Annotated in this window: 17 protein-coding genes; 8 read left to right on the forward strand and 9 right to left on the reverse strand. The window is 35.5% G+C overall.

The features are described from left to right. Window positions 1-113 precede the first annotated feature (113 nt). Both LMD38_RS23525 and LMD38_RS23530 read right to left on the reverse strand, forming a co-directional pair. Window positions 114-374 carry a YgaB family protein gene (locus LMD38_RS23525; RefSeq protein WP_000997582.1) on the reverse strand — a complete coding sequence of 87 codons (261 nt, stop codon included), beginning with the start codon at window positions 372-374 and terminating at the stop codon, window positions 114-116. 189 nt (window positions 375-563) lie between these two features. Continuing rightward, window positions 564-845, reverse strand: a complete 282-nt coding sequence (locus LMD38_RS23530; RefSeq protein WP_000039045.1) for a gamma-type small acid-soluble spore protein — start codon at window positions 843-845, stop codon at window positions 564-566. A 124-nt stretch (window positions 846-969) separates the two neighbouring features. On the opposite strand from LMD38_RS23530, the gene LMD38_RS23535 reads away from it, so the two are divergent. Beyond that, window positions 970-1,140: a hypothetical protein gene (locus tag LMD38_RS23535; RefSeq protein WP_227585549.1), complete on the forward strand. Its 171-nt coding sequence runs from the start codon at window positions 970-972 to the stop codon at window positions 1,138-1,140. 231 nt (window positions 1,141-1,371) lie between these two features. Here LMD38_RS23535 and mutY read toward each other — a convergent pair whose 3' ends face one another. Next, on the reverse strand, window positions 1,372-2,469 hold the full coding sequence (mutY, locus tag LMD38_RS23540; RefSeq protein ID WP_000171402.1) for an A/G-specific adenine glycosylase: 1,098 nt from the start codon (window positions 2,467-2,469) through the stop codon (window positions 1,372-1,374). Window positions 2,470-2,618: 149 nt separating this feature from the next. Here mutY and LMD38_RS23545 point away from each other — a divergent pair, with 149 nt between their 5' ends. Continuing rightward, entirely contained in the window at window positions 2,619-3,599 is a 981-nt protein-coding gene (locus LMD38_RS23545; protein WP_000379130.1) for a metal-dependent hydrolase, read from the forward strand. 24 nt (window positions 3,600-3,623) lie between these two features. On the opposite strand, the gene LMD38_RS23550 is transcribed toward LMD38_RS23545, so the two are convergent. Continuing rightward, the gene (locus tag LMD38_RS23550; protein WP_227585548.1) at window positions 3,624-3,890 is read right to left on the reverse strand and encodes a YfhJ family protein; all 267 of its coding nucleotides are present in this window, start codon (window positions 3,888-3,890) and stop codon (window positions 3,624-3,626) included. A 121-nt stretch (window positions 3,891-4,011) separates the two neighbouring features. Between LMD38_RS23550 and LMD38_RS23555 the strand changes: the two genes are divergently transcribed. Both LMD38_RS23555 and LMD38_RS23560 read left to right on the forward strand, forming a co-directional pair. Beyond that, the gene (locus tag LMD38_RS23555; RefSeq protein WP_000517891.1) at window positions 4,012-4,170 is read left to right on the forward strand and encodes a small, acid-soluble spore protein K; all 159 of its coding nucleotides are present in this window, start codon (window positions 4,012-4,014) and stop codon (window positions 4,168-4,170) included. A gap of 38 nt (window positions 4,171-4,208) precedes the next feature. Next, complete coding sequence (locus LMD38_RS23560; protein ID WP_000122093.1) at window positions 4,209-4,361, forward strand: YpzG family protein; 153 nt, start codon at window positions 4,209-4,211, stop codon at window positions 4,359-4,361. A gap of 64 nt (window positions 4,362-4,425) precedes the next feature. Here the strand turns inward: LMD38_RS23560 and LMD38_RS23565 are convergent, their stop codons facing one another. Further along, window positions 4,426-4,743 (reverse strand): YfhH family protein, encoded by a 318-nt coding sequence (locus LMD38_RS23565; protein ID WP_001057035.1) that lies wholly within the window; start codon window positions 4,741-4,743, stop codon window positions 4,426-4,428. 9 nt (window positions 4,744-4,752) lie between these two features. Beyond that, on the reverse strand, window positions 4,753-5,565 hold the full coding sequence (recX, locus tag LMD38_RS23570) for a recombination regulator RecX (protein WP_000268520.1): 813 nt from the start codon (window positions 5,563-5,565) through the stop codon (window positions 4,753-4,755). A gap of 81 nt (window positions 5,566-5,646) precedes the next feature. Here recX and LMD38_RS23575 point away from each other — a divergent pair, with 81 nt between their 5' ends. The 4 genes from LMD38_RS23575 (at window position 5,647) to LMD38_RS23590 (ending at window position 8,852) form a co-directional block, all read left to right on the forward strand. Continuing rightward, window positions 5,647-6,552 carry a TIGR01777 family oxidoreductase gene (locus tag LMD38_RS23575; RefSeq protein WP_227585547.1) on the forward strand — a complete coding sequence of 302 codons (906 nt, stop codon included), beginning with the start codon at window positions 5,647-5,649 and terminating at the stop codon, window positions 6,550-6,552. Between the two features lie 140 nt (window positions 6,553-6,692). Beyond that, on the forward strand, window positions 6,693-7,823 hold the full coding sequence (locus LMD38_RS23580; protein WP_000698300.1) for an amidohydrolase: 1,131 nt from the start codon (window positions 6,693-6,695) through the stop codon (window positions 7,821-7,823). Between the two features lie 241 nt (window positions 7,824-8,064). Then, window positions 8,065-8,622, forward strand: coding sequence for a GNAT family N-acetyltransferase (locus LMD38_RS23585; protein WP_000914741.1), 558 nt, complete (start codon window positions 8,065-8,067; stop codon window positions 8,620-8,622). Window positions 8,623-8,732: 110 nt separating this feature from the next. After that, entirely contained in the window at window positions 8,733-8,852 is a 120-nt protein-coding gene (locus LMD38_RS23590; protein WP_000358480.1) for a YfhE family protein, read from the forward strand. Between the two features lie 363 nt (window positions 8,853-9,215). Here the strand turns inward: LMD38_RS23590 and LMD38_RS23595 are convergent, their stop codons facing one another. The 3 genes from LMD38_RS23595 to pflB all read right to left on the reverse strand — a co-directional run bounded on the left by LMD38_RS23595 (window position 9,216) and on the right by pflB (window position 13,845). Next, window positions 9,216-10,382 carry a diglucosyl diacylglycerol synthase gene (locus tag LMD38_RS23595; RefSeq protein WP_000594706.1) on the reverse strand — a complete coding sequence of 389 codons (1,167 nt, stop codon included), beginning with the start codon at window positions 10,380-10,382 and terminating at the stop codon, window positions 9,216-9,218. 412 nt (window positions 10,383-10,794) lie between these two features. Beyond that, window positions 10,795-11,526 carry a pyruvate formate-lyase-activating protein gene (gene pflA / locus LMD38_RS23600; RefSeq protein WP_000238472.1) on the reverse strand — a complete coding sequence of 244 codons (732 nt, stop codon included), beginning with the start codon at window positions 11,524-11,526 and terminating at the stop codon, window positions 10,795-10,797. 69 nt (window positions 11,527-11,595) lie between these two features. Next, entirely contained in the window at window positions 11,596-13,845 is a 2,250-nt protein-coding gene (gene pflB / locus LMD38_RS23605) for a formate C-acetyltransferase (RefSeq protein WP_000195487.1), read from the reverse strand. Window positions 13,846-13,874: the final 29 nt, after the last annotated feature.

Consider the following 13,874-nt stretch of genomic DNA (forward strand, 5'->3'; position numbering starts at 1 on the left):
TAAAGTGAAACTTTAATCAGTGGGGGTCTTACTGCTCATTAAAGTGGGATAAAAAAAGTCCTTCCTCATTTCCATGTACAGAAGGACCTTTTACCTAAAGGCAACAATATATCTTATCCTAAATTTGAAATCATTTTTTCAGTTTCAAAAGATTGAATCACACTATTTGTTTGCTCTTCAAATTTCTCATGTAATAACTTAAGTGCTAATTCTGTTCTATATATTTCTTGGCGAATAAAATGTAATTCCTTTTTATCGCACGTATCCTTTTCGCTCATTTCAATTTGCTGATACTTCTCTAGGTGAGCTTGTAACTTCAACAACTCATCCATCGTTTCCAATTGCTCTCCTACCAACTTATCAAAATCGTTCATTACTTACCCCCTTTTGGATTTATTTATCAGTTATTATTTCCTCATTACATATTTCTAATCTTTAACTTCCTTCTCCTTTGACTACATTTGTTGACTTATTAGAAGTTATGTCGTTCGTTTTATTTTCATTACCATGACCAAAGCACAAAGAAAACACTTCTCCCGAATTAGAGAAGTGTTTTTCTTTCATTACTGATTTGAACTAGAAGATTGTGATTGTTTTGCAGCTGATTGTGCATTTTGTTTTTTCACAGCATGCACGTCTGTTTCAGTTGCAAATTCAGTACCATAACTAGCGTTTGCACTTTGTGCACCAGAAGCTTGTGCTTTCTTTGCTTCTGATTGTGCGTTTGCTTGTTTTACTGCTTGCACATCTGTTTCAGTTGAAAACTCTGTACCATAACTAGCATTTGTACTTTGAATGCTAGCACCAGAAGTTGCCTTGTTATAACCTTGTTGTTTTTTACTCATCTTTCTCACCTCCACAACCAATAATGTAACCAATTCACTTAGAAGCTATCCGTGATTTTCTTTTTTTAATCTCCGTATATATCTCTTGTCACTCATTCAAACTATAGAAAATGGAGGTGGAAATATGTATATAGGACGCGATATGACTGAACTAACGATGATTTCAAAAAATGAGTGGAAAGAAGATGAATTAGCTTATTTTCATCATTCATTACAACAGATTCTGCCGTATTTAAATACAGAAGGTCAAAGTATTTACAAAGAAATTGTAATAGAAATTGAATCAAGAGGGTGATGCTAGTTGGACTCATGGGACAAAAATTTCTTACGATTAAAAAAAGTGTTCCCAATCTAGGGAACACTTTTTTGTTTATCCCGCTTTAATGGACAGTAAGACCCCCACCTCAAAATGCAGCGAAAGCAAAGAAGTTAGGTGGGGGGGGGCGGGCTGCCCATTAAAGTCCGATTGGTGACGGCTAATAATCAGTGGGGGATGAAGAAAACCCCCACTGATTAAAGTTTCACTTTATTGCATTGTAATTTTCTCAACACAACTCTCATAAATCGTACGATGCGATTTAGAGAAAGGTAATTGCTCAAATGCTTCTTTCGATACAATTTTCAATGTATCTGTTTCAACAATGTCACCAGTTACTTTTCCGTAAAATACGAATATATCCCAAGTGCGATGTGTAAAAGTATGTTGTACATTCATTGCGTATTCTTCAATAGAAATCGAAAGCTCAAATTTTTCTTTCATATAATCTATAAGCTGTTCCTTCTGATTACGAATCCCTTCGCCAAGTTCAATATTCGGAAACTCCCACATATTGGCTAATAAACCGGTACTTGGACGTTTATTAATGACGTAACGACCATCTTCTGTTTGAAGTACTCCTGCAACAATCGGTACCATCGTAGGGGCTTTCGCTTTACTTTTTACTGGTAATTCCTTTTGAACACCTTCAGCATATCCCCTGCAATGCTCACGTACAGGACAAAGTAAGCATGCTGGATTTTTAGGAATACAAATCAGTGCTCCTAATTCCATCAAACCTTGATTAAAATAAGATGGATTTTCAGCCGAAATAATTTCACGCACAATCTCTTCAAACACTTTTCTCGTTTTCGGTTTTGCAATGTCATCCCATACTGATAAAATGCGAGATAATACACGCATAACATTTCCGTCAACTGCCGGCTCTGGTATACCATATGCGATACTTAAAATAGCACCTTTTGTATAGGGACCGACTCCCTTTAATTTCTCAATCTTCTTTACATCACTTGGCACAATCCCGCCATATACTTCTTTTACTTCTTTTACGGCTGCATGTAAATTTCGCGCTCTAGAATAATACCCTAAACCTTCCCATGCTTTTAACACTTCTTCATCATCAGCATTTGCCAAAGCTTCTAGAGTAGGAAACTTCCCCATGAAATTTGCGTAATATGGTTTTACAGCTTCTACCCTAGTTTGCTGCAACATAATTTCCGAAACCCAAACACGGTATGGATCTTTATTTTTACGCCACGGTAAGTCGCGTTGCTCTTTTTCAAACCAACCAATTAAATCATTTTGAAACTGCTCTATGTTAAAATTATTTAATATTTCAAGTGTCAAACTTGGTCCCCCTCATTTTTTTGCATATAAGTACTATTATAAAGATTTTAGGAAAAAATTTAAGTAAGATGACATAGGAAATAGAAGGCAAAGGACTTGAGGTATCGAATAAAAAGAGTTACATTAATAAAAAACGGAGGTGGATTTCTATGGACACAGCCACTCACCTTGTTATGGGCGTTACTCTAGGCAGTTTGGCCACGTTAGATCCAGCCATAGCACAAAGTGATATTGGGCCACAAGCAGTTATGCTTGCTACAATTGCCGGCTCCAATATTCCTGACATCGATACAGTTTTAAAATTGCGTAATAACGCTAAATATATAAGAAATCATCGTGGGATTACTCATTCCATTCCTGCAGTGATTCTTTGGTCTTTCCTTATAAGTGGCATCTCTTTCGCCTTCTTTTCAGACGCTCCATATTTGCATCTACTACTTTGGTCCTTTATTGCCGTCTTTCTTCATGTCTTTGTAGATATTTTTAATGCCTACGGTACACAAGCATTACGGCCCTTCACAAAAAAATGGGTAGCGCTCGGCATCATTAATACATTTGATACCGTCATTTTCTTTATCCATATACTCGCAATTGCTTGTATGCTCGTAGGTTCCCATAAAGGATATACTGCCTTAGCTGCGTATATATTAATGATCGTTTACTACATCGGACGGATTATGATGCATAGAAATATAAGAAGCGTTGTACAAAAACGTTTCAAAAATGTTGAGAAAATAATCATTTCTCCTTCTTATCGATTTTATCATTATCATTTAGCAGTCGTTACAACCGATTATTACTACGTTGCTAGATGGCATCGCGGTAACATCATGATTTATGATAAGTTCGATCGGGTACCGTTCCCAGATAATGCTATTATGCACGCAGCTAAACAAGATGAAAACATCTCAGCATTTTTATCTTTCTCCCCTGTATATCGCTGGGACATTTTCGATTATGATCATTATTATGAAGTTCGATTCATTGATTTGCGATATCGCAGTAAAGACTATTATCCATTCGTTGCGATCGTTCAACTCGATCATAATTTAAATATTATTAGTTCCTATACAGGATGGATTTTTAGTGAAGAAAAACTTCGAAAAAAACTTGAGTTACTTCCACATTAAAAAAAGCGACTTCAGTCGCTTTTTTTAATGTTTCAAATGATCTTCTTGATTGATTAGATGGCTATATTTCGGATTATTTGTACGCATTTCATGAAGGCGTCCTCCATGATTATTAATCCATGATCGCACAACTTGTTCAGTCATTTCTTCTCCTTGATAACGACCTGATTTCGCATAAGTCGTTTGAAAATCTTCCCATAGTAATTCAACCCACGCACGAGCTTGCGCGTAAGAAAGCTTGTCATTTTTGTCTAATAGTTCTTTCGTTAATGCTTCATAAATATAATTCATGTTCTAGTCTCCTTTACCTAATTATCCCTTCATTTCTAAAGGATAGTTTCTTCTATTTTGCACATTCTATAATTGATACTTCTTCAAGAGGTATCAACTGATGATGAGGAGGGCGTTCGCAATGGGTAAACAAGCCGAATTTTGGTCTGAGTCAAAAAACAACAGCAAAATCGACGGTCAACCGAAAGCGAAATCACGCTTCGCTTCGAAACGACCTAACGGCACAATTAACACGCACCCACAAGAACGTATGCGTGCTGCAAATCAGCAGGAAGAGTAGTAACAAAGTAACTTAACTTCCTACACGAGGTGATAAAGATGAGCTACCGTGATCGCTTAGATAGTCGTTCTGAATTATTTAACCATACGTGGACTCGTCCGAAACATGCAAAAGCGCAAGTTAACGGACAGACGCAACAAACCCAGTCTCTCATTATATTGGCGAATGAATGTAAAAAACGCCAATTTTAGAATCTCCTATCTCCTGTAACGCCTACCAAAGATGAAAACCAGAGAGATATTCGCTCTCTGGTTTTTATTTTTCTTGCAATAAAGAAATCGGTATTCCAATCTCTTCATTATCATTTTGCTTATGTCCCCAAGCAAATACCCCATTGAAATACGTAATTTCAAATAATATACCAGGTTCTTCTACTAATTCATATGTCTCACCGATATGGAATTTGTTTATGTCAGTCATATAAGCGCGAGCCATTGCTATCTTTCGCATTAATACATCGAACTCATTTACAATTCCAAGTTGCTCAGCTTTTATCGCTTGCTCTTTCAAAACCCCAATTTCTTCCCTTAGCTCATATGGTGTCATTTCACTGTAGCGTTTTGGCATATTCATTTTGTTCCCTCATCCCTCTTCGCGTTTCATTTGTAAAAATATCTCTATCTCATCAATAGAGAATCCTTTACGATATAACGCTTGTTTCATCTTATTTTCAAATGTCCATCCATCATACTTCTTATATTTCTCATAATATTTATTCCCATGATAGTGTAACGCTTCTTGTTGCTTTTCGTCATCTTTTTCGTCTTTCAATTCTTCCAAACAAATTTGAATCACATCTCTAGAATATCCTTTACGAACAAGCATTTCGTCTAACTTTAGCTTCATTTGTAAAAAGGAATGCTTTTGATAAGATTTCTTTTTCTTTTCTATAAGAATTAAAGCATTCTCAATTTGCTTTTCCTTCGGATATTCTTGTAAACTATGCGTAATAATTAGATCCTGAACACCTTTATTTAACAACTCTCTTTTAATAACCGTTGGACCTTTTCGATTCACATTACTTTGTGTTCTCGTATATAAAATAGCATACTCTTTATCATTAATATATCGGTCATGTAATAATTTCGAAACGACTTCAGAGATGATGGCTTGTCCCACTTCTTTTTTTCGTAAAAAATCTTCTATTTCTAGTTTCGTTCTCATTTGATAGGATAAATAGGAAATTGCTTGTAAATATGCTTTTTGTACCTCTTCATTGTACAAAATATTTCCTAACGCTATTTCATCAATTTCTAAGCCCTTTTGTAATCCGTGTTTTATTAAGATTACTTCATTCACACTAAATCCGTATTCTTCACCTTGACCTTTATCGATATAAATATTAAACCGTTCTTTCGATCGTTTTTGCACTTCTATTTTTGTAATGACAGCCATACTCTCACCTCTCTATTATTTTAACATAGTCAAGGAACGTTTTTGCTTTTCAAGAATATATATAATGAGGAGGAAATAATTGTGAAAATCGCAATTTCTGGTGGTACCGGTTTTATCGGTAAATACCTTTCTACTTTTTTTATTCAAAAAGGATATACTGTTTACATTCTCTCGCGAAAAAAAACTGCTGAAACTTCCGGTCCTAACCTTCAGTATGTACAATGGACACCAGATTTACGAACCTTCCCCCTCTCTTCTATTGATGTAGTTATTAATCTAGCTGGAGAGTCTATTAATAGTAGATGGACAAAGAAACAAAAGAAAGTCATTTTAAACAGTAGAATTCAAACAACAAAAGGACTCATTAAACAATTGCAGGCACTCCCTACAAAACCACACACATTTATTAACGCAAGCGCAATTGGATACTACGGAACGTCTGAAACTGAGTCTTTTACAGAACAGCATGTGACTCCTGGAAATGACTTTTTAGCAAATACAGTATATTCATGGGAACAAGAAGCATCTAAAGCACGTTCTCTCGGAATACGAACAATCTACGCAAGATTCGGAGTCGTCTTAGGGCCAGACGGAGGAGCTCTTCCAAAGATGCTACTTCCCTATCAATTTTATATCGGAGGTACAGTCGGGTCTGGAAACCAATGGTTATCATGGATTCATATAAATGATGTCGCTTGCATGATTGATTTCATCATACACAAAGAAGAAATTGATGGACCTCTTAACATTACAGCTCCCGAGCCTATAAGAATGAAGGAATTTGGAGAAATCATTGCAACTATCATAAAAAAACCTCATTGGTTACCTGTCCCTTCATTCATGCTTCATGCTTTACTTGGTGAAATGAGCATACTTGTACTAGAAGGGCAACATGTATTACCTAGTAAAGCAATTGAGCATGGGTATCAATACACATTTCCGTCAATAGACCATGCATTACAAAATATACTTTCGCATACAATGTAGTACTTCTAAAACACAGTTTTACAGGGGGCCCTTTCAAAACTTTCATTTTCTAGCATCCGGAGCATTATTACACAAATAATCTTTCAGTTACTTTCCTTTACATTCCATTAACATTATAAAGTAACAGAAATGAGGTACCTATGAAAATATTGCTCAAACAAGCCATTGTCTATCCTATTACATCCCAAAAATTTCAAGGGGATGTACTCGTTATAGGAGAAAAAATTGCTGAGGTCAAGCCTTCCATTCAACCTACTCAAGATATGACAGTTATAGACGCACGTGCTCTTCATCTCTTACCTGGATTTATTGATGTCCATACCCATCTTGGTCTCTATGATGAAGGTACTGGTTGGGCTGGCAATGACGCAAATGAAACATCTGAAGTTTCAACACCACATATCCGTTCTTTGGACGGAATTCACCCTTTTGATATTGCATTTCAAGATGCGGTACAAAATGGAATCACAACTGTTCACGTTATGCCAGGAAGTCAAAACATTATCGGTGGTACGACTTGTGTAATAAAAACAGCTGGAACTTGTATTGATCATATGATTATTCAAGAGCCTGCTGGCTTAAAGATTGCCTTTGGAGAAAATCCTAAAAAGGTCCATAGTAATGGCACAAAAGAGTCCATTACGCGTATGGGAATTATGGGATTACTTCGGGAATCATTCTATGAAGCACAGCACTACGGGCATGAAGCTGATTTTCGAATGCTTCCTATCTTAAAAGCATTACGCCGTGAAATACCCGTACGTATCCACGCTCACCGAGCAGATGATATTAGTTCTGCTCTACGCTTTGCAACAGAGTTCAATCTTGATTTACGTATTGAACATTGTACAGAAGGACACTTTATTGTTGAAGAGCTTTCAAAACACAATTTGAAGGTTTCAGTTGGCCCCACGCTTACACGCCGTTCTAAAATCGAACTAAAAAATAAAACATGGGATACTTACCATATATTATCAAAAAATGGAGTGGAAGTTTCCATCACAACAGATCACCCCTATACACCCATTCAATATTTAAATGTTTGTGCTGCTGTCGCAGTAAGGGAAGGATTAGACGAAAAAACTGCACTAGAAGGAATCACTATATTTCCAGCGCGAAATTTACGTTTAGAGGATAGAATTGGAAGCATTGAGACTGGAAAAGACGCCGATCTTGTGCTCTGGACCCATCATCCTTTCCATTATTTAGCCAAGCCTGTACTAACTATGATTGATGGAAAAATAATTTACAAAAAAAATAAAAAAAACTAGTTTATTTTTTTGACTAGATAAAGTATTATACGATTATAAACTGAATGAAACCATAATCAATTTGTGTCGTGATTATCATTTTCAAATTGATGAATGGGGAAGGCAAATGGTGCGCCACCAGCGTTAGAAACTGGTTCTAGTGGGTTCGATTCCCACCCCGAAATTTTTTAAAGATTGATATAAAAATTTCGAGGGTGGGGTGTTTTTTCGTCATGCTACCCTCGTGTGAGGAGGAGTTAGTATGTTGAAAAAACGCGACTTACACGACAGCCACGTTCTATACGAGTTAATGGTGGATCCAGCTGTCTTCCCTTTTGTGCGTCAAAAGGCTTATTCTTATGAGGAATATTTATTTTTAACGAAACAAACGATTGAAGCTGAAGAGCGTGGGGAATTAATTTCACGCACAATTTTAGACGAATGGGGTAACCCTATCGGAACAATTACTTTATTTGATGTGCAAGAAAAAGCCGGCTTCCTTGGAACATGGCTTGGCAAACCTTATCACGGAAAAGGCTACAATAAATTGGCAAAAGATTCATTTTTTAGCGAACTTTTCTACGAGTTAGATATTGAAACGATCTTTATGCGTATTCGCAAAATAAATATTCGTTCTATTAAAGCTGCAGAAAAATTACAATATGTAAATCTAGCAAACGAAACAAGAAAATCCGTTTATGATGAAATTAACGCGAATGAAGAAGTATATAACTTATATGAAATTCCAAAAGATCAATATACACTTGCTACAATGCGAGATACAACGTTCCAAGATTCTCATCACTTAAAAGAAGCGTAATCTAAATTTTCAGAAATAATAATTAACCATTAACATTTTGATATATACGTATATCACCCCATGTCTCTGGAAACGATATATAGTAACTTTAGGACACGAGGTGATTTGTAATGGATAAAAAGAAACGTGACAAAGCAAAAAACGCATTATCTAGTACACAAGAAGTTCTCTACCAACGAGAATTTCGTAAAGCAGATCGCGCAGCGGGTTATCGCTCAAAAAGTATTTAAAGTGAGAATGAATAATTAGAAGTTCTCCCCCCTAATTATTCATTCTCATTACATATTTTTTCTACTCTATCACGTAGAAAAAAGGTTCCTTATAAATAAGGAACCTTTTTTCTGTGGATAACGTTATCCACAGAATTGATAGAATTGTGAATAAATTACAAAAACCCTTCACAAGTTTGTATGTTGTAACGCACATCAAATGTTAGAATTGTGGATATTTTTCTAAAAATTGTGGATAATGTGGATATAGTTGTTAATATTCCGACTTTACTGTTTAATGAAAGCGCACTCTTCATGTGGATAAGTCTTTATCTTGGAAAACAATAAAAAACCCTCTTTAAACATACAAAAGAGGGTTTCATATTAAGTAAATGATTGTGCAAGAGCAGGTGATTTAATAGGTATATGATTCGGTTCTACATGATTTTCTGCCAAAATTGTATCCACAATATGATCAGCTGGCTCTGGGCGATAAATGCTTTTCATCGCTTCTTTCATTTGAAGAAGCTTCATATCATCTTGTAATAACGCCTCTGTTTTTGCAAAAACCTCACTATCATCACGAATGACAACTGCAGCCCCTTTTCTTTCAAAGTACATCGCATTTTCATTTTCTTGTCCTGGAACAGGCTTATATAAAATGACAGGTACTTGCAATGCTGCCGCTTCACTTAACGTAATACCGCCTGGCTTTGTAATCATACAAGAAGTAACACGGAATAGTTCATCAATATTTTCTACATAACCAAATACTTTTAATGCATCAGGATTTTTTTCCTGTAACCCTAATAAATCCTGTTTTAACGCTTCATTTTTCCCACAAACGACAACTACTTGTAAATCAGGTACTGACATAAATGATTGGCATAGTTCTTTTACACTTCCTAATACCCCATGAGCACCTGCTACAATTAGTAAAATCTTTTTATTCTTACATAACTGATATTTATTATATATAATGTCTGGATTAATCTTTAACTCAAAACTACTACGAATCGGAATTCCAGTTTCAACAATTTGCTCCGCAGGCACACCAATATCAACCATAACTTTTTTTACGTGATCAGTTGCTACAAAATAACGATCTACTTCCCGATGAATCCATATTTTGTGCACACAAAAATCCGTTAATACGTTATACACAGGAATTGAAATACCTGTTTGCTTTTTTAATTCTGGTACAGCTATAATCGGAAAGGTATTAATAACAATATCCGGTTTCTCCGCTTGTAAAAGTAATTTCAAACGTTTTCTTCCAAAATTAGCATACCAAGATGCTATTTTTTTATCATAAATTTTTTCTACGCCATAATAAAACAAGCGGTACAATTCTTTTCCTATTGTATAACTTTTTAAATATAAATATTTTGTAATATCGGTTATAACCGGATGTGATTCTCCGAACAAATCGCATACAATTACATCTTTAATTCCTTTTTGGCGAAATGTTTGTTCTAATGTTTTCGCTACTTGCACATGACCGTTTCCGTAATGTGCAGTTAATATTAAAACCTTGGGGTTTTTTATCAAACAAATCCACTCCTAGCTTATTGTTTCTCCATATTGCATATACGACAATAGGAAAAACATTTTCCTTAAAAATTACATAAACAGACTCTAATATTTCTCTTTCAGCTATGTACCTGTCGTGGATATGCAAAGCATATAAGATTGACCCCTTAATCCTATCTGTGCTCATATCTTTACATTATACTTTCCTATAAGAGCTTTCGCAATAACTTACAAATGTTCTCTATTCCATGATACTCACTCTTTTACTTCTTAATTCTTTTTACTATTTTGATTTCCCTTTACAATTATGTAAATTTCTCCACTTATTCCTTACAAAAATATGGATATTCTATTTTCAGTATACTCTTTTCTCCATATATACTCTAGGTTTTATTGTAAAGAAAGCAAAAAGCCTAACCCAATATTTGGATTAGACTGCTTGTAAAATATGTCTTGCTTCTTCTACATTTTTTTCAGTAGGCGGTTCTACATTTGCGAGTGGATACTTATGCCCAAGTGCCTCCCATTTATATACACCAAGCTTATGGTATGGTAGCACTTCAACTTTCTGAACATTAGACAGACTTTGAATAAAACTAGATAGTTTTTGTAGATCCTCTTCATTATCAGTAATACCAGGAACTAATACGTGTCGCACCCAAATCGGTTTATTTTTATCCGATAAATAACGAGCAAATTGTAAAATATGTTCATTTGGTTTTCCTGTTAATTTACGATGTTTCTTTGAATCAATATGTTTCAAATCCAATAAAACTAAATCTGTGTACTCCATTAAAATATCTAGCTTATTTTGGAATTCTGGTTCTTCAGAATAACAACCACCTGAAGAATCAATTGTTGTATGAATTCCAATTTCCTTACATTTCTTAAATAATTCAATTAAGAAATCTAGTTGTAATAATGGTTCCCCACCACTAACTGTTATACCGCCTCCGGAAGCTTCAATAAAAGGAAGGTAACATGTCACATCCTGCATTACTTCTTCGACTGTTATTTCTTTTCCTTTACCGATCTCCCACGTATCAGCATTATGACAATATTGACAACGTAATAAACACCCTTGTGTAAATATGACATAACGAATTCCTGGGCCATCAACAGTACCACAAGACTCTACAGAATGAATTCTTCCTTTTACCATGTTACTTCCTCCTTTATTGAAACAGCCTCCCTCTGCTATTTATAAAATGCAGAGGGACACTTTTTTCATTTACATGCTTTCATGCATTGTACGGTTAATTACATCGATTTGTTGTTCACGAGTTAATTTAATAAAGTTTACAGCGTAACCAGATACGCGAATTGTTAATTGTGGATATTTCTCAGGATGTTCCATTGCATCCATTAATGTTTCACGGTTAAATACGTTAATATTTAAGTGATGTCCTTCTTTTACTGCATAACCATCAAGCATTGATACTAAGTTACGTACTTGTACTTCATCCTCTTTACCAAGTGCTTTTGGAATAATAGAGAATGTATTAGAAATGCCATCTTGTGCATCTTCATATGGTAATTTAGCTACAGATAATAATGAAGCTAACGCACCTTTTGTATCACGTCCATGCATTGGGTTCGCACCTGGTGCAAATGGTTCTCCAGTACGGCGACCATCTGGAGTGTTACCAGTTTTCTTACCGTATACAACGTTAGATGTGATTGTTAAGATTGACATTGTATGAACAGAATTTCTATATGTTTTGTGTTTACGAAGTTTATTCATAAATGTTTTCACAAGATTTACAGCAATTTCATCTACACGGTCATCATTGTTACCGTATTTAGGGAAATCTCCTTCGATTTCAAAGTCAACTGCAATTCCGTTTTCATCGCGAATTGGTTTTACTTTTGCGTATTTAATTGCACTTAAAGAGTCTGCTACTACAGATAGACCCGCGATACCTGTTGCCATTGTACGAAGAACATTTGTATCATGAAGTGCCATCTCAATACGCTCGTAGCTATATTTATCGTGCATGTAGTGAATAACATTTAATGTGTTTAAATATAGACCCGCTAACCATTCCATTGTCATATCAAACTTATGCATAACTTCTTCATAATCTAATACTTCAGAAGTAATCGGTGCGTACTCAGGACCAACTTGTGCTTTAGATTTTTCATCTTTACCACCGTTAATCGCATATAGTAATGCTTTTGCTAAGTTTGCACGTGCGCCGAAGAACTGCATTTGTTTACCAATTCTCATTGCAGATACACAACAAGCAATTCCGTAATCATCGCCGTAGTCAGCACGCATAATGTCATCATTTTCATATTGAATTGCTGATGTTTTAATAGACATTTTCGCACAGTAGTTTTTAAAGTTCTGTGGTAATTGTTTAGACCAAAGAACTGTTAAGTTTGGTTCTGGAGCTGGTCCTAAATTATCTAGTGTATGCAAGAAACGGAATGAGTTCTTTGTTACTAATGGACGGCCATCTAATGCCATACCGCCGATAGACTCAGTTACCCAAGTTGGGTCACCAGAGAATAATTCATTATAATCAGGTGTTCTTGCAAATTTCACAAGACGTAATTTCATAATGAAGTGATCCACAATTTCTTGTACGTCTTCTTCTGTTAAAGTACCATTTGCTAAATCTCTTTCAATATAAATATCTAAGAATGTAGAAGTACGGCCAAGACTCATTGCAGCTCCGTTTTGCTCTTTAATTGCTGCAAGATATGCGAAGTATAACCATTGGAATGCTTCTTGAGCAGTTGTTGCTGGCTTAGAAATATCAAAGCCATGAGAAGCAGCCATTTGTTTTAACTCTTGAAGTGCACGTATTTGTTCAGATAACTCTTCGCGTAAACGCATTGTATCTTCACTCATTACACCGCCAGTTAAATTTAAATCTGCTTTCTTCGCTTCAATTAAATGATCTACTCCATATAATGCTACGCGGCGGTAGTCACCGATAATACGTCCACGTCCGTATGCATCTGGAAGACCCGTAATAACACCTGATTTACGAGCAGCTCTCATTTCTGGTGTATAAGCATCAAATACACCTTGGTTATGAGTTTTTCTCCAATCTCTAAAAATACGACTAAGCTCTTTATCCATTTCGTATCCATAAGATTCACAAGCTTGTTCCGCCATACGAATACCACCATACGGTTGTAAAGAACGTTTAAATGGTTTATCAGTTTGGAAACCGACTACTTTTTCAGTCTCTTTATTTAAATATCCTGGTTCATGTGATGTAATAGAAGAAACAATTTTTGTATCCATATCAAGAACGCCACCGTTTTCACGTTCTTTCGTTGTTAAATCCATTACTTGATCCCAAAGTTGTTTCGTTGCTTCAGTTGCTCCTGCTAAGAAAGATTCATCTCCCTCGTAAACGTTTACATTATTTAAAATGAAATCGCGAACATCAATCTCTGCTTTCCATTTTTCACCTTTAAAGTTTTCCCATGCGTTTTTAACATTTTCTAATACTTGAGTCATCCTAATCTCCTCCATTTTTGATTAGTACA

The sequence above is a fragment of the Bacillus pacificus genome (assembly GCF_020861345.1).
Lineage (GTDB): Bacteria > Bacillota > Bacilli > Bacillales > Bacillaceae_G > Bacillus_A > Bacillus_A pacificus.